Origin of the sequence: Rhodococcus sp. MEB064, assembly GCF_000834565.1 — a bacterium.
Classification (GTDB): domain Bacteria; phylum Actinomycetota; class Actinomycetes; order Mycobacteriales; family Mycobacteriaceae; genus Rhodococcoides.
In genome coordinates, this window is sequence record NZ_JXQS01000002.1 from 178,699 (window position 1) to 192,929 (window position 14,231).

Genomic DNA, 14,231 nt, shown 5'->3' on the forward strand with positions numbered 1-14,231 from the left:
GACGGATGTGCACACGAGACGACGAACCGAACGGGAGTTCCATGCCACGGGTGGACCACATCCTTTCTCCGGACGATGTTCGGATCGAAGGACGTTCATGACAGCCGAGACAGGCGAGAAGCTCGGCGGCGCAGCAGGTTTGCCGGTGGCCGCGCAGTCGGGTGTCACCCCTCCGCCGCTGCGAGCCTGGCAGAGGCGGGCGCTGACCAAGTACCTGTCGGCCGGACCGCAGGACTTCCTGGCGGTGGCGACGCCCGGTGCCGGAAAGACGACGTTCGCCCTCCGGGTCGCGCTCGAACTGCTCAGCGACCGCACTGTGGATCAGATCACCGTCGTCGCACCGACCGAGCACCTCAAGCACCAGTGGTCCGAGGCAGCCGCGCGCGTCGGTCTCGCGCTCGATTCACGGTTCTCCAACAGCACGGGTCAGACGTCGAGCGACTTCCACGGCATCGTCGTCACGTACGCACAGGTGGCCTCGCACCCCACCCGCCACCGCGTGCGGACCGAGAATCGCAAGACATTGGTGATCCTCGACGAGATCCACCACGGCGGCGACGCGAAGAGTTGGGGCGAGGGCATCCGGGAGGCATACGGTGACGCCACACGTCGCCTGGCGTTGACCGGAACTCCGTTCCGCAGCGACGACAGCCCCATTCCGTTCGTGAACTACGAGCCCGACGACGAGGGACTACCGCGCTCGCGTCCGGACCACAGCTACGGCTACGCGGACGCTCTCGCCGACGGTGTCGTCCGCCCCGTCGTGTTCCTCGCCTACTCGGGAGAAGCGCGTTGGCGCAACAACGCGGGCGAGGAGTTCGCCGCGCGACTCGGTGAGCCTCTGAGCGCCGAACAGACCGCTCGCGCGTGGCGCACCGCCCTCGACCCCTCGGGTGAGTGGATCCCCTCGGTCCTGACGGCTGCCAACACCCGTCTGCACCAGCTCAGGGTGGGCGGTATCCCCGACGCCGGCGGACTGGTCATCGCCTCCGATCAGACGACGGCGCGCGCCTACGCGGGCATCCTCGAAGCGGTGACGGGGGAGACGCCCACGCTGGTGCTGTCGGACGAGACGACGTCGTCGGCCCGGATCGCCGAGTTCGGCGCCGGAACGTCCCGCTGGATGGTCGCTGTGCGCATGGTGTCGGAAGGAGTCGACGTGCCGCGCCTCGCTGTCGGCGTCTACGCCACCAGCGCCTCGACCCCCCTCTACTTCGCCCAGGCCGTCGGTCGCTTCGTGCGTTCCCGTCGCAAGGGCGAGACGGCGAGCGTCTTCCTCCCGTCGGTGCCGGTCCTGCTCGACCTGGCCAGTCAGCTCGAAGCCCAGCGTGATCACGTCATCGGCAAGCCGCACCGGGAGAAGGACGGACTCGACGACGATCTCCTCGCCGACGCCAACAAGCAGAAGGACGAGCTGGGGGAGGACGAGAAAGCGTTCACTTCGCTCGGCGCGGACGCGGAGCTCGACCAGGTCATCTACGACGGGTCGTCGTTCGGCACCGCGACGTTCTCCGGAAGCGACGACGAAGCCGACTACCTGGGTCTGCCCGGCCTGCTCGACGGCGATCAGATGCGCGCGTTGCTCCGCAAGCGTCAGGACTCCCAGCTGGCCACCCCGACACCCGAGACCGCTCCGCCCCCGGTGTCGCTTCCGCCGTCGGGCCGCAGTGCTGACGCGGCGCGTCTCGCCGAGCTGCGCAAGGAGCTCAACGGCCTCGTCGCCATGCAGCATCACCGGACCGGCAAGGCCCACGGGATAATCCACGGCGAACTGCGTCGCACCTGCGGGGGACCGCCGACCGCCATCGCCACGGCAGAGCAGTTGACCGAACGGATCGCTGCCCTGCGGGCGTGGTGACCACCGCTCTGCCCAGAACCCTGCAGGCATGACGAAGGGCGATCACCGTGATGGTGATCGCCCTTCGCGTGTCGTTCAGGAGTCGGACCGTGGTCACACGTGAATCACGCCATGGCGTCGGAATCCGCATCCGCGACGATCGTCGCGTTCATTTCGAGCAGACGAGCTTCGTGCTCGTTCCCGTGGTGGCGGCAGAACAACAGTTCTCCACCGCCGGGGAGGACGGCGCGAACCCGTGCTCCCGCCCCGCAACGATCACACCTGTCGGCAGCGGTGAGGGTGGTGTCGGTCAACAATCCGGGCATGACTCCTCCGTACTGACCGTGACTTCACGGTCCTGGGGTCGGTCCGCCACGTCGGTTCGACGCGGTTCGTTCACTCTTACAGACGTATGGGCTTCGTGCGTTGTTCCCACGCAGGTAACTGTGTGTTGTCACTTACACGAAACACACTGGTCGAGCCGGTATCGGTCGATGTCCGTTCGCTCAGGGCAGAAACGGCCGGGCGACGACCGGTCGCCGGGCGCCGTGTCGGCGTCGATGGATACGGTGCTCGTGTGGTGGAGACGGGGACGACACGGCGCGCAGGGTCGACCCGCGTGTTCCCTCCGTGGTCGGTGCCGTTCGTCTTCGTCGTCGGCGCAGTGTGCCAGTACCTCGGCGCGGCCATCGGGGTCTTCCTGTTCGACACCACCTCACCTGCCGCCGTCGCGTGGCTGCGCGCCGCGGGCGCCGCGGTGGTTCTGCTGGCCTGGCGTCGCCCCTGGAGGACGCGATGGACGCGGCGGACCATCGCTGTGGCCGGAGGCTTCGGCGTCGTCACCGTGGGAATGAACCTCGCGTTCTACGAAGCGATCGCGCGAATCCCGTTGGGCACCGCGGTGGCGATCGAATTCCTCGGGCCCGTCCTGGTGGCAGCGCTCGGCTCGCGGCGCGCCCGTGACGTGGCGGCACTGCTTCTGGTCGTGGCCGGCGTCGCGCTGGTGGCCGGGGCGCGGTTCGATGTCGGACTGCCCGGCGTCGGGTTCGCGCTGCTCGCCGCGGGACTGTGGGCCGGATACATCCTGCTGGGGAAGAGCGTCGCCGATGCGGGTGACGGACTGGATTCCCTGGCGGTCGGAATGGCCGTCGCGTCGGTCGTGCTGGCCCCGCTGGCGCTGACGCCACAGATCCTCGACGACGCCGGCGTCTTCCTCACCCCGTGGACGTGGTTGCTCGGACTCGGCGTCGGAGTCATGTCCAGTGTCATCCCGTACGCGCTGGATCAGGTCGTGCTGCGGACCGTCGGCCGCGCACGCTTCGCGCTCCTGCTCGCTCTGCTTCCCACGACGGCCACGGTGGTCGGCGTGGTGGTGTTGCGGCAGGTGCCGTCCGCCGGGGAACTCCTCGGTATCGCACTGGTGGTGGTCGCCGTCGTGCTGAGCGGAATCGAACGGCGAGCGGTCCCCGACCACGACACGATCACGCACCCGACACCGGAGAAGGAACCACGATGACCGAGATACTCGTCCACATGTGCACAGAGGCGGAGTGGCAGGAGAGCGTGACTGCGGGCGTGGTGGCACCGCCGTCGCTGCAGGAGCAGGGTTTCGTGCATCTGTCGACACCGCAGCAGGTGCATCTTCCGGCCAACCGGTTGTTCTCCGGGCGCCGCGACATCGTGCTGCTGGCAGTGGAACCCGCACGGCTGAACGCGCGGTTGGAGTGGGAGCCGGGCGTTCCCGGCGATCCTGAATCGATGCTGTTCCCGCACGCCTACGGACCGATCCCGCTCACTGCGGTGGTCGACGTGCAGCCCTACCTGCCCGGCGACGACGGGACGTTCGTCGCCGCCGGGTGAGGTGGTCCGGTCGGACTGGAGGTCAGTCCAGGTAGTCGCGCAGAACCTGCGAGCGACTGGGGTGACGCAACTTGGACATGGTCTTCGACTCGATCTGACGGATGCGCTCACGCGTCACTCCGTAGACCTGACCGATCTCGTCGAGGGTCCGCGGCTGACCGTCGGTGAGGCCGAACCGGAGACGGACCACGCCGGCTTCGCGCTCGGACAGCGTCTCGAGAACGGACTGCAGCTGATCCTGGAGCAGCGTGAAGGAGACCGCGTCGACGGCAACGACTGCTTCGGAATCCTCGATGAAGTCACCGAGCTGGCTGTCGCCCTCGTCGCCGATGGTCTGGTCGAGGGAGATCGGCTCGCGAGCGTACTGCTGGATCTCCAGCACCTTCTCGGGAGTGATGTCCATTTCCTTGGCCAGTTCCTCGGGAGTGGGCTCGCGGCCCAGATCCTGGAGGAGCTCACGCTGGATGCGACCGAGCTTGTTGATGACCTCGACCATGTGCACCGGGATGCGGATGGTGCGGGCCTGGTCGGCCATGGCGCGGGTGATGGCCTGACGGATCCACCAGGTGGCGTACGTCGAGAACTTGTAGCCCTTGGTGTAGTCGAACTTCTCCACTGCGCGGATCAGACCCAGGTTGCCTTCCTGGATGAGGTCCAGGAACGCCATGCCGCGGCCGGTGTAGCGCTTCGCCAGGGAGACAACGAGGCGCAGGTTGGCCTCGAGGAGGTGGTTCTTGGCGCGGTTTCCGTCGCGGCAGATCCAGTTCATGTCACGGCGCTGGGCGACGGGGAGCTTCTCGCCCTTCTCCGTCGACTCGGCCATCAGCTGCACGGCGTACAGACCGGCCTCGATGCGCTTGGCCAGCTCGACCTCTTCCTCGGCGTTGAGGAGGGCGACCTTGCCGATCTGCTTGAGGTAGGCACGCACGGAGTCGGCGGATGCGGTGAGCTCCGCGTCCTTGCGAGCCTGACGCAGCGCTTCGGACTCTTCCTCGTCCCAGACGAAGTCGCCAGATGCCTTGTCCTCGGGCGTGGGGTCGGTCGCGGTGTCGTCCTCGGCCTCGTCACCGACGGCGACGACCTCCACGACATCGGACTCGGCGGCGAGTTCGCCTTCCGGCACGTCGAGGTCGGCGATGTCCGCGGACGGCTCGTCCGCGTCGTCGGGTGCGTCGCCGGCAGGGGCCGTCGCCTTCTTGGCGGCAGTCTTCTTCGCTGCTGCCTTGCGAGGCGCAGCCTTCTTCGCCGCGGCCTTGCGGGGTGCGGCTTTCTTGGCGGGGGCCTTCGCAGGTGCGATGCCGGCCGCGGTTCCGTCGGTCGACGCGCTCTCGTTGCCGGTCGCGGACTCGGTTTCTGCGGGCAGACCGGAGGTCGGCCGGGGATCAGCGGGGAGACGGATATCGGTGGCTGCCACGTACGCCCTTTCGTGACGGTGTCGTGCGGCGTCACGCCAGAGTGTTCTTCCGGCGGAGAGGTCTGTGGATTTCCCGGTGTGAAGCCGGGGCGTGGACCATTGTAACGACCGTCGCGAGTACGCAGCACCAACGCGCGTGACGGCCGCGAAGTTCCCGATGCCCGACGGGTGATGCTCGGATCACATCTCGGGACGTGCCAGGTCGTCGCTGCAGGTCAGGGGGCCACGCCCGACTGTGCGGCCAGTGCGGCTCCGACGATGCCGGCAGCATTACGCAATGTCGCGGCTTCGACAGGCGTCCGGTTGGTGAGCAACGGGATCCACTTCTCCGCCTTCCGGCTGATGCCGCCGCCGGCGATGAACAGGTCCGGCCAGAACAGATCCTCGATGCGTTCGAGGACGAGGGAGACTTCCTTGGCCCACGCCTTGTAGGACAGACCGTTGTCGTCCTTGACCGACGAGGCCGCTCGGTGCTCCGCTTCCTTGCCGTGCACCTCCATGTGGCCGAGTTCGGTGTTGGGCAGCAGGATGCCGTTCTGCAGGATCGCCGATCCGATCCCGGTTCCGAAGGTCAGCAGGATGACGACGCCCTTCGAATCCTTGCCGCCACCGAACTTGTCCTCGGCGATCCCGGCGGCGTCGGCGTCGTTGAGAACCGTCACCGACCGACCGCCGAGGTGCTCACGGAACAGGGCGCCGGCGTCGGTGCCGATCCACCCCTTGTCGACGTTGGCCGCGGTGCGCGCCACGCCTCCGGTGACCACACACGGCAACGTGATGCCGACGTCGCCCTTCCAGTCGAAGTGCTCCACGATCGTCGCGACGGTCTCGGCGACGGCCTTCGGTGTGGACGGCTGGGGAGTCTCGATCTTGAAACGCTCACCGACCAGTTCGCCCGTCGACAGATCCACGATGCCGCCCTTGACGCCGCTTCCGCCCACGTCGACGCCGAAGCCGTGTCCCTCGGGATGCGAGCCGGTCTTGTCGGCGATGGACACCGGACCGGGTGCTGGCTGGTCGTTCGTCATGGCAGAACTCCTGGTGGCGTGCGTGAGCGTGGCTGGACGGCGTGTCGGGGTCGATCCTGGTGCGCGAGAATCACAGTAGTTGTTTCCCGTAGCCGTGGTCACGCGACGCCCGGCAGCCGACGGTGGCGTACCGATCGAGGGTCGGATGTGTTCGGATGGACGGGTGACTTCGCATACGGGCGAGCCCCGGGACGACTCCGCGACATCGCTGGATCCGGAGGTGTTGCGACGCATCGCCGTCGACATCGCCCGCGAGGCCGGCGCGCACGTCCGTCGCCGGCGGCCCGAGGTGTTCGGTCGTGGACTGTTCGGGCAGGAGGTCGACGTGGCCGCCGACGCCGTCCAGTCCAAGTCGACCCCCACCGATCCCGTGACGGTGGTGGACACCGAGACCGAACACGTCATCCGTGACCTGCTGTCGCGTCTTCGCCCGGACGACGCCGTCCTGGGCGAGGAGGGCGGCGGAGACTCGGTCGCCCCGTCCGGTGTGCGGTGGGTCCTCGATCCGATCGACGGCACCGTCAACTTCCTCTACGGCATCCCGGCCTACTCGGTCTCCGTGGCGGCCCAGATCGACGGCACGTCCGTCGCCGGCGCGGTCGAGGACGTCGTCGCACGTCGGACCTATGCGGCCTCCACCGGATCCGGCGCGTGGGAATCCGAGGACGGCGGCGAGTGGAAAAGATTGCAGGCCAACGACATCGACGACGTCTCGTTGGCGTTGGTAGCGACAGGTTTCGGCTACGACTCGGCGCGTCGACGTCGTCAGGGGGCGATCATCGCGGACCTGCTTCCCGAGGTCCGGGACGTCCGCCGCATCGGCTCGGCGGCGCTCGACCTGTGCATGGTCGCTGCCGGCCGCGTCGACGCCCATTTCGAGCACGGCCTGAGCCCGTGGGACTGGGCAGCGGGAGCGCTCATCGCGGCCGAGGCCGGGGCGCGTGTGATCACTCCGTCCCCGCATTCGAGGAGCGACGACGGCGAGGTGACCATCGCCGTCGCCGCGGGTGTGTCCGAGAAATTCGTCGAACTGCTGGTGCGACTCGGTGGGCGAGAGGCGATTCCGAAGGGCTGACCCTCAGCAGTCGACGGTGTGCGCGGCGGCCAGCAGGTCGATGTCGAGGGTGGGCGCAGGTGCACCCGGAGCCACGTCGGCGAGTGACCGGACGACCTCCTCGCCGTCCGTGTTCGGTTGCAGCGCACGGAAGTTCGTACCGAGTGCGAGGTCGACCGTGTCGTCCTCGCGCGTGTCCTGGACGAATTCCGCGCACGGCGCGACCAGGGCTACCGTTCCGGCGGCCGCGATACCGGCCGGCCCGAAGCGGATCTGGGCGATGCACTGCATGTTCTGGTCGACGTAGACCGGGTCGTTACCGACCTGGACGTCCGGAGCGCTCGCGAATCCGAAATCGCTGAGGTCCGCCGCGATCTCGGCAGCCTGTCCGCCCTGACCGTTCGCGTTGAACACGCGGACGCGGGTGTTCGCCAGCGGCGCCGGCTGGGTGTCGGTGACCACCGCGGCGTCGACCTTGGTGCCGGGTTCCGCGGGGGCGGGTGCGGCCGGATCCGAGGGTGCCTGCGGGGCATTGCACGCCACGGCGTCCGTGCTGGTCTCGGTGGCGGTCAACACGCGGATCCACACCGCGGCGCCGGCGAGCGCCAGGACGAGAAGCACGATGAGGATCGGGGCGGGACGACGGTGGGCGAACGGCCGACCCTTGTCGTCCGTCGACGAGCCGTGAGTGATGAGTGAGACCACGGAAGCGTGCCCTTCTGCTGATGCATGGCGCCGGCGGGATGTCCCGACCGCGTGTCCCGATCACTGTAGTGGGAGCCACCCGCCTGTGACGCGCGACGCACGGCGTCCGGGAACGGACGGGACACTGCGTGCGTTGGGGCGGATGACAGTGGGACAAGTGCAGGTCTGCAGCACCGTTCGGAGGCTGTGACACGCGGTGGGAGCAGGGTGTTTTCCATCGGGGGTCACGGTCGGCTATTGTCTGGCGGCCCGGAGGATCGAACACACGGCTCGGTCGGGCTCCTCGACCGCAGTGGACGTTCACACGGCACGCCCGGCCACCGCACATCATGGCCGTCATCCGGAAGGGCGACGGCTGCGAATAGGTGAGCGGACAGGTGAGGGACACCGGAGTTACATCGGTGAAAACCGGGAAGAACTACGACCGGATCGATGTTCTGTGACGAACACGAGTCGAGGACAGCGAACGACCCACATCGAATCCGAGGGTGTGAGTCCGACACGAGGACGAGTTCGTCGAACAAGAAGCGGTCGACGTCTTGCACATCCCCATTGAGGCGATCGAAAGAGATACGGGGAACCCGGTCTCAGTAGGAAGGTAAGGGGAAACACAATGGCTACCGATTACGACGCACCGCGCCGCACCGAGTCCGACGACGTCTCGGAGGACTCGCTCGAAGAACTGAAGGCACGACGCAACGAAGCACAGTCCGCCGTCGTCGACATCGACGAGACGGACACCGCGGAGTCCTTCGAACTTCCGGGCGCCGATCTCTCGGGCGAGGAACTGTCCGTTCGAGTGGTACCGAAGCAGGCCGACGAGTTCACGTGCTCGAGCTGCTTCCTGGTGCACCACCGCTCGCGCTTGGCGACCGACAACGGCGGCGTTCTCATGTGCCGCGACTGCGCGGCCTGAGAACCGGCTCTACGAGGGTGGCTGCGGAGACAACGCCGCAGCCACCGCACTCGGATCACGGGTGCTGACCAGCCAGTACGGGGTGGGATCGCTCGGATCGTCGAGGACTACGAGCACCATGGGCTTGACCCACGACCTGTGTTGGACGAATGCCGCGGGATCGAGCTGGCGCCCCAGGGCCGCGCTCTTGGCGGTTCCCGGAACCTCGGCGACCCGGTCGATCACCGACAGGGGAAGAGTGGCCTTGCCCGCGAGCAGGAGTCGCTCGCCGTCGCGGTCGACGACCATCACGCGCATGCGACCCAGGTACGACACCACCCAGACGGCGAACGGAACCAGGACGACGTAGGGCAGCCACGCCATCACGCCCGGCGATCCCATGTGCACCTCGGCGGAGAGAATCACCGCGACACCGATGGCAGCGACCCAGTACCAGACGGGGACTCGCAGTCGTTCGCTGTAGATGACGGTCTCGCCCGTGGACCGGGCACTTCGTTCGGGGGCTACGTCGGACACACCTCCAGAGTAGTGGTCCGGCGAGACTGCCCGCTAAACCCCGGAGTCCGGCGGATCCGCCACAGGCACCGAGTAATCTCGACCGACGTGAGTGAGCCCGAGTTCGAGACGTCCCCGACAGGCGCCGCGTCGCCGTACGACAGCGACCGCGTCACGACGGTGTCGGTGAAGCGGCTCGATCCCGGAATCCCGCTTCCCACCAGGGCGCACGACGGTGATGCCGGTGTGGATCTGTGTGCGACCGAAGCCGTGGTGATCGCTCCCGGTGAGCGCGCGATGGTCGGAACCGGCATCGCGGTGGCGCTCCCGATCGGCACCGTGGGGCTCATCCACCCGCGATCGGGGCTGGCGGCCCGTGCAGGTCTGTCCGTGGTGAACACTCCCGGAACGGTCGACGCGGGGTACCGGGGAGAGATCAAGGTCTGCCTGATCAATCACGATCTGCGGACGCCCATCGAACTGCAGCGCGGCGATCGCATCGCACAGTTGCTCGTGCAGCGAGTGGAGCTGCCCACGTTCGTCGAAGTCACCGAGTTGGACACCACCGCGCGTGGTGCCGGCGGATACGGCTCCAGCGGAGGACATGCCGTCCTCGCGGCCGAGAAGGAGAACTGAGCATGTTCGGACGCAAGAAGAAGGATGCCGACCTCCCGGCCGACGAGACGACCGTTGCCGAGGTCGCGGACATCGACGAGGTCGACGAGCTCGACGAGGTCGACGGCTCGGCCGGTGACGGATCGGGGCCGTGGTCGCTGGAGGACCTCGACGACGACCGTGCGAAGGCTGCCGCGAGTCGGCTCGACCTGGGTTCAGTCCTGTTGCCCCTCCCCGCCGGCGGTCAGCTGCAGGTGGAGATGACGCAGGCCGGCGCGCCGCAGGCCGTGCACGTCGTGACACCGAACGGTCGCATCACGGTGGCAGCCTTCGCAGCTCCGAAGTCACCCGGACAGTGGCGCGACGTGGCGACGGAACTGGCCGACACCCTGCGCAGGGACAATGCGAACGTCTCCATCGAAACCGGCCCGTGGGGCCGCGAGGTCGTCGGCTCGACCGCGGGAGGCGACCTCCGGTTCATCGGCGTGGACGGGTACCGCTGGATGATCCGCGGAGTCGCGACGGGCCCGGCCGGCAGCGTCGACGCATCATCGCCACTGGTCCAGGAGGCGCGCGCGGTGATCGCCGGCACGATCGTCGATCGCGGGACGGACCCGCACCCGGTCCGCACTCCTCTGCCGATCACGTTGCCCGAGGCTCTCGCGCAGCAGCTCGCCGCAGCCCAGCAGCAGCAGATGGCGGCGGCGCAGGCACAGGCAGCCCAGTCCGCACCCGCACCCGCCCAGCCCACACCCGCCCAGCAGTCTCCGGCACCCGTTGCAGATCCCGAGGACGACGTCCGGCGCCGTCGCGGACCCGGTGGCTCGGCGATGCAGCAGCTGGACTGACCCCGGTCAGGCCTGCTCGCGCGCTCGATCGAGCGCGCGGAGCCCCCTGCGGCCCAGTTCGCCCGGTTCCGACGCCAGCAGGGCCAACGCGAACGTCTCGAGCCGCGCTCGCGGGAACGCGCCGTGCCAGTGCTCGGCCACCTGAAGAGGGTGGATCGGGTCGTCCACCGCGGCGACCACGCCCACAGGGACGGCCAATGTGCCGAGAGCCGACGCGGTCGGAGCGACGTACGCGGCGGCGTCGTCCATCGCGACGGGGAGCTCCGGCCACTGAGCCCGCCACGAGCGAGTCAAGGTCCGCGACAACCAGGCGGGTGCCGACGCGGCCATGTCCGCGAGCGTCGCCTCGAGGCCTCGTTCGCGCAACGCCCGCGCCGTGGTCGACGCGCTGACGGCGGCGAGTGATCCGTCGGCCGGCCCGGACCAGGCCGGCATGGCCGCGACGACGCCCGTCACCAGATCGGGATGATCGAGGGCCCACTGCACGGCGACGGCGGCGCCCAGGGACACACCGCCGACGACGATCGGCCCGCGTCGCTCGTGCGCTGCGGCGTCGAGCGCGTCCCGGTACCCGGCGACGACGTTCCTCGGGTCCGGGTCCACGGCGCGCAGCGTCCACCCCCGTGACGTCACCGCGTCGGTGAAGAAGTCCTCGACGAATCGGGCGTCGGAGCCCGTTCCCGGCAGCATCACGACCAGTGTTGGTTCCATGGTTTCCGCATCTTCCTGTGACGTTCGTCGACTGGCGTGGCCGCGTGTGTCCGGGGTGTCGCAAAAGGTCTACAGTGGCGCTGACAGAACCGAAAACCCCAGCCGCGGACGGTCCGCGCAACCGCTCCAGGAGCACTCATGGCACCCGCTGCCGCAGGATACTTCCGCCGTATGGCTCGGAAGTTGACCGAGGACATCGAACAACTCGATGCCGAGGAGATGGAGTCGGCGTCGAAGGCGTCGGGCGCACAACGCGCCTGCGATTGCACGCGCGGCGACGAGGTCACCATGGTTGGCCGTCTTCGCAGCGTCGAGACATGCAGCAAGGCCGCCAACGCCATCGTCGAGGCCGAATTCTTCGACGGGACGGACACGATGTCCCTCATCTGGATCGGCCGACGCAAGATCGCCGGAATCGAGTCCGGCACACAGCTTCTCGTCCGTGGACGGGTGGGGGAGCGAGAAGGCCGCAAGGTCATCTACAACCCCTACTACGAGCTGCGCACCGAGGACTAGTGTCGCTGGACGGCGTCGCCGTCTGGCACCCTGGACTCCCATGAGCGAGTCGCCGAAAGATCCCGTATCCGAGGACGCGCATTCCGGCCACGTGGCATCCGACCCTGTCACCACCGAGGCCGAGGCGCCCGAGACGGTGCTGTCCCAGCTGGGCGGCGTGAGCGGACTCGTTTTCTCGACGCTGCCGGTGCTGGTTTTCGTACCGGTCAACTCGCTCGCAGGTCTGACCGCGGCCATCTGGTCCGCGCTGGGACTCGCCGTCGCCATCCTCGTGTGGCGGTTGATCAAGCGGGACCCCATCCAACCCGCCATCTCGGGCTTCTTCGGAGTCGCGATCTGCGCGTTCATCGCATACCGCACCGGAGATGCGAAGGGATACTTTCTCTTCGGCATCTACACGTCCCTTGCGTACGGCGGAGTATTCCTCGTCTCGATCCTCGTGCGACGTCCGCTCGTGGGGATCGTCTGGGGTTTCCTCAACGGGACCGGGAAGGCATGGCGCGACCACACGGCCGCCGTGCGTGTCTACGACGTCGCGACGGCCGCGTGGGTGCTGGTCTTCGTCGCTCGGTACGTCGTCCAGTCCCAGCTCTACGACTCCGACCAGACCGGCTGGCTCGCCGTGGCGCGCATCGCCATGGGATGGCCGTTGGCCGCCGTCGCGTTCGCCATCACGTTCTGGGCCGTCCGACGTGCCGACGCCGTCGTCGCCGAGGCCACCACGGAGACGGCCACGCCGGACAAGGCCTGACGCCGCTCCGGGTTACCGCTGGAGCAGGCCGAGCGCTTCTCGCAGTTCGTTCTCGACGTCGACGGTGGTGACGAACAGCAGTTCGTCTCCGCCCTCGATCGGATCGTCCTTCTCCGGAACGATCACTCGTCCACCTCGGAGAATGGTGACCAGCGCGACGTCCCTCGGGAGCGTGATCTTGCGGACCGGCTTCCCGGCCAGGGGAGTGTTGGCCGGTAGGGTGATCTCGACGAGGTTGGCCTTGCCCTGACGCAGGGTCATCAGGCGCACCAGATCTCCGACGGACACGGCTTCCTCGACCAGCGACGCCAACATCCGGGGAGTCGACACCGCCACGTCGACGCCCCACGACGCGTCGAAGAGCCACTCGTTGCGGGGATCGTTGACGCGCGCGACCACTCTGTCGACGCCGAACTCCGTCTTGGCCAAGAGGCTGAGCACCAGGTTCGCCTTGTCGTCACCGGTCGCGGCGATGACCACGTCGTAGGACTCGACTCCGGCGGCTTCGAGGGTGGCCAGCTCACAGGCATCGGCGTGAACCCACTCGGCCGCCGTGACGGACGAGGGGTCGACGTGATCGGCTTTGCGCTCGATGAGCAGGACATGGTGCTCGGACCTGAGGAGCTCGCGGGCGATAGACCGACCCACGGCTCCCGCTCCGGCGATGGCGACTCTCACTGCACAGTCCTTCGCATGATGTGACGGCTACTGAACGGGTGGTGGCCGCACCGATTTCGGGCGGCCGGGGACATGCTCGGCACTGTGCTCAGTCCTCCGGCGGCGGGTTGCTCGCGAGCGCAACGGCTTCGGCGACCATGCCGTCGACGGCGGCGATCCAGACCTCGTCGTCCGCTTGGAGGACAGTCTTACGATCGGGAAGCAGACCTGTCCCGAAGCGGATGATGAACGCGACGCGGGCCTTGGTGGCTGATTCGAGTGCGGTGACGCCTTTGCCCACCCATCCTTCGCCGATGTCGAGCCGGGCGACGGCGACGCTGCCGGACGGGTCGCGCCACTTGGTCAGCTCGTTGTCGTGGATCAGCGTGTGCAGGAAGCGGTCCGTCGTCCACGGGACGGTCGCCACGGTCGGTATTCCCAGGCGCTCGTACACCGCTGCGCGCTTCGCGTCGTAGATCCGGGCGACGACGCGTTCGACGCCGAACGTCTCCCGGGCGACGCGTGCGGAGATGATGTTGGAGTTGTCACCCGAGGACACTGCGGCCAGCGCGTCGGCTTTCTCGATCCCCGCCTCGATGAGCACGTCCCTGTCGAATCCCATGCCCACCACCTGACGGCCCGTGAAATCGGGGCCGAGACGGTGGAACGACGTGGGGTCGCGGTCGATGACCGCCACCTCGTGGCCGATGCGGGTGAGGGCGCCGGCGAGCGACGACCCGACCCGACCACACCCCATGACGACTACGTACAACAGACGCTCCATTCGGGGTTCTCGAACACGGTGTCGGTAACTGCGGGCAACG

At 68.0% G+C, this 14,231-nt stretch carries 17 protein-coding genes; 9 read left to right on the forward strand and 8 right to left on the reverse strand.

What is annotated here, in order from left to right; genetic code table 11:
- The first annotated feature begins 97 nt into the window (after positions 1-97).
- Entirely contained in the window at positions 98-1,858 is a 1,761-nt protein-coding gene (locus RU01_RS01210) for a DEAD/DEAH box helicase (RefSeq protein ID WP_042572648.1), read from the forward strand.
- Between the two features lie 104 nt (positions 1,859-1,962).
- Here RU01_RS01210 and RU01_RS01215 read toward each other — a convergent pair whose 3' ends face one another.
- Positions 1,963-2,163, reverse strand: a complete 201-nt coding sequence (locus RU01_RS01215; protein WP_042572649.1) for a DUF7455 domain-containing protein — start codon at positions 2,161-2,163, stop codon at positions 1,963-1,965.
- A gap of 254 nt (positions 2,164-2,417) precedes the next feature.
- On the opposite strand from RU01_RS01215, the gene RU01_RS01220 reads away from it, so the two are divergent.
- Positions 2,418-3,353, forward strand: a complete 936-nt coding sequence (locus RU01_RS01220; protein WP_042572734.1) for an EamA family transporter — start codon at positions 2,418-2,420, stop codon at positions 3,351-3,353.
- The gene (locus tag RU01_RS01225) at positions 3,350-3,697 is read left to right on the forward strand and encodes a DUF952 domain-containing protein (protein WP_042572650.1); all 348 of its coding nucleotides are present in this window, start codon (positions 3,350-3,352) and stop codon (positions 3,695-3,697) included. The genes RU01_RS01220 and RU01_RS01225 overlap by 4 nt, the downstream gene beginning before the upstream one ends.
- A 22-nt stretch (positions 3,698-3,719) precedes the next feature.
- Here RU01_RS01225 and RU01_RS01230 read toward each other — a convergent pair whose 3' ends face one another.
- Positions 3,720-5,060: an RNA polymerase sigma factor gene (locus RU01_RS01230; protein ID WP_156148740.1), complete on the reverse strand. Its 1,341-nt coding sequence runs from the start codon at positions 5,058-5,060 to the stop codon at positions 3,720-3,722.
- Between the two features lie 266 nt (positions 5,061-5,326).
- Positions 5,327-6,139: a polyphosphate--glucose phosphotransferase gene (gene ppgK, locus RU01_RS01235; RefSeq protein ID WP_042572652.1), complete on the reverse strand. Its 813-nt coding sequence runs from the start codon at positions 6,137-6,139 to the stop codon at positions 5,327-5,329.
- A gap of 145 nt (positions 6,140-6,284) precedes the next feature.
- Here ppgK and RU01_RS01240 point away from each other — a divergent pair, with 145 nt between their 5' ends.
- On the forward strand, positions 6,285-7,214 hold the full coding sequence (locus RU01_RS01240) for an inositol monophosphatase family protein (RefSeq protein WP_082042798.1): 930 nt from the start codon (positions 6,285-6,287) through the stop codon (positions 7,212-7,214).
- 3 nt (positions 7,215-7,217) lie between these two features.
- Here the strand turns inward: RU01_RS01240 and cei are convergent, their stop codons facing one another.
- Entirely contained in the window at positions 7,218-7,898 is a 681-nt protein-coding gene (cei, locus tag RU01_RS01245) for an envelope integrity protein Cei (RefSeq protein WP_042572653.1), read from the reverse strand.
- Between the two features lie 613 nt (positions 7,899-8,511).
- Between cei and RU01_RS01250 the strand changes: the two genes are divergently transcribed.
- Complete coding sequence (locus RU01_RS01250) at positions 8,512-8,814, forward strand: DUF4193 domain-containing protein (protein ID WP_042572654.1); 303 nt, start codon at positions 8,512-8,514, stop codon at positions 8,812-8,814.
- Between the two features lie 9 nt (positions 8,815-8,823).
- Here RU01_RS01250 and RU01_RS01255 read toward each other — a convergent pair whose 3' ends face one another.
- Positions 8,824-9,330, reverse strand: coding sequence for a DUF3093 domain-containing protein (locus RU01_RS01255; protein WP_042572655.1), 507 nt, complete (start codon positions 9,328-9,330; stop codon positions 8,824-8,826).
- A 159-nt stretch (positions 9,331-9,489) separates the two neighbouring features.
- On the opposite strand from RU01_RS01255, the gene dut reads away from it, so the two are divergent.
- Both dut and RU01_RS01265 read left to right on the forward strand, forming a co-directional pair.
- Positions 9,490-9,945 carry a dUTP diphosphatase gene (dut, locus tag RU01_RS01260; RefSeq protein WP_042572736.1) on the forward strand — a complete coding sequence of 152 codons (456 nt, stop codon included), beginning with the start codon at positions 9,490-9,492 and terminating at the stop codon, positions 9,943-9,945.
- A gap of 2 nt (positions 9,946-9,947) precedes the next feature.
- A complete protein-coding gene (locus RU01_RS01265; RefSeq protein ID WP_042572656.1) occupies positions 9,948-10,772 on the forward strand; it encodes a DUF3710 domain-containing protein in 825 nt (274 codons plus the stop codon).
- Between the two features lie 6 nt (positions 10,773-10,778).
- Here the strand turns inward: RU01_RS01265 and RU01_RS01270 are convergent, their stop codons facing one another.
- On the reverse strand, positions 10,779-11,483 hold the full coding sequence (locus tag RU01_RS01270; RefSeq protein WP_042572657.1) for an alpha/beta fold hydrolase: 705 nt from the start codon (positions 11,481-11,483) through the stop codon (positions 10,779-10,781).
- Between the two features lie 138 nt (positions 11,484-11,621).
- Here RU01_RS01270 and RU01_RS01275 point away from each other — a divergent pair, with 138 nt between their 5' ends.
- On the forward strand, positions 11,622-11,999 hold the full coding sequence (locus RU01_RS01275) for an OB-fold nucleic acid binding domain-containing protein (protein WP_042572658.1): 378 nt from the start codon (positions 11,622-11,624) through the stop codon (positions 11,997-11,999).
- A 40-nt stretch (positions 12,000-12,039) separates the two neighbouring features.
- Complete coding sequence (locus RU01_RS01280; RefSeq protein WP_082042791.1) at positions 12,040-12,750, forward strand: DUF3159 domain-containing protein; 711 nt, start codon at positions 12,040-12,042, stop codon at positions 12,748-12,750.
- A gap of 12 nt (positions 12,751-12,762) precedes the next feature.
- Here the strand turns inward: RU01_RS01280 and RU01_RS01285 are convergent, their stop codons facing one another.
- Positions 12,763-13,428, reverse strand: a complete 666-nt coding sequence (locus RU01_RS01285) for a potassium channel family protein (protein WP_042572659.1) — start codon at positions 13,426-13,428, stop codon at positions 12,763-12,765.
- 88 nt (positions 13,429-13,516) lie between these two features.
- Positions 13,517-14,179 (reverse strand): potassium channel family protein, encoded by a 663-nt coding sequence (locus RU01_RS01290; protein ID WP_042572738.1) that lies wholly within the window; start codon positions 14,177-14,179, stop codon positions 13,517-13,519.
- Positions 14,180-14,231: the final 52 nt, after the last annotated feature.

What these genes read in the sequence shown, in the direction of transcription:
- RU01_RS01240 (WP_082042798.1), top strand. Translation starts at nt 6,285, where the DNA reads ATGTGTTCGGATGGACGGGTGACTTCGCATACGGGCGAGCCCCGGGAC.
- RU01_RS01280 (WP_082042791.1), top strand. Translation starts at nt 12,040, where the DNA reads ATGAGCGAGTCGCCGAAAGATCCCGTATCCGAGGACGCGCATTCCGGC.
- RU01_RS01270 (WP_042572657.1), bottom strand. Translation starts at nt 11,483, where the DNA reads ATGGAACCAACACTGGTCGTGATGCTGCCGGGAACGGGCTCCGACGCC.
- RU01_RS01215 (WP_042572649.1), bottom strand. Translation starts at nt 2,163, where the DNA reads ATGCCCGGATTGTTGACCGACACCACCCTCACCGCTGCCGACAGGTGT.
- ppgK (WP_042572652.1), bottom strand. Translation starts at nt 6,139, where the DNA reads ATGACGAACGACCAGCCAGCACCCGGTCCGGTGTCCATCGCCGACAAG.
- RU01_RS01225 (WP_042572650.1), top strand. Translation starts at nt 3,350, where the DNA reads ATGACCGAGATACTCGTCCACATGTGCACAGAGGCGGAGTGGCAGGAG.
- RU01_RS01210 (WP_042572648.1), top strand. Translation starts at nt 98, where the DNA reads ATGACAGCCGAGACAGGCGAGAAGCTCGGCGGCGCAGCAGGTTTGCCG.
- RU01_RS01250 (WP_042572654.1), top strand. Translation starts at nt 8,512, where the DNA reads ATGGCTACCGATTACGACGCACCGCGCCGCACCGAGTCCGACGACGTC.
- RU01_RS01265 (WP_042572656.1), top strand. Translation starts at nt 9,948, where the DNA reads ATGTTCGGACGCAAGAAGAAGGATGCCGACCTCCCGGCCGACGAGACG.
- RU01_RS01275 (WP_042572658.1), top strand. Translation starts at nt 11,622, where the DNA reads ATGGCACCCGCTGCCGCAGGATACTTCCGCCGTATGGCTCGGAAGTTG.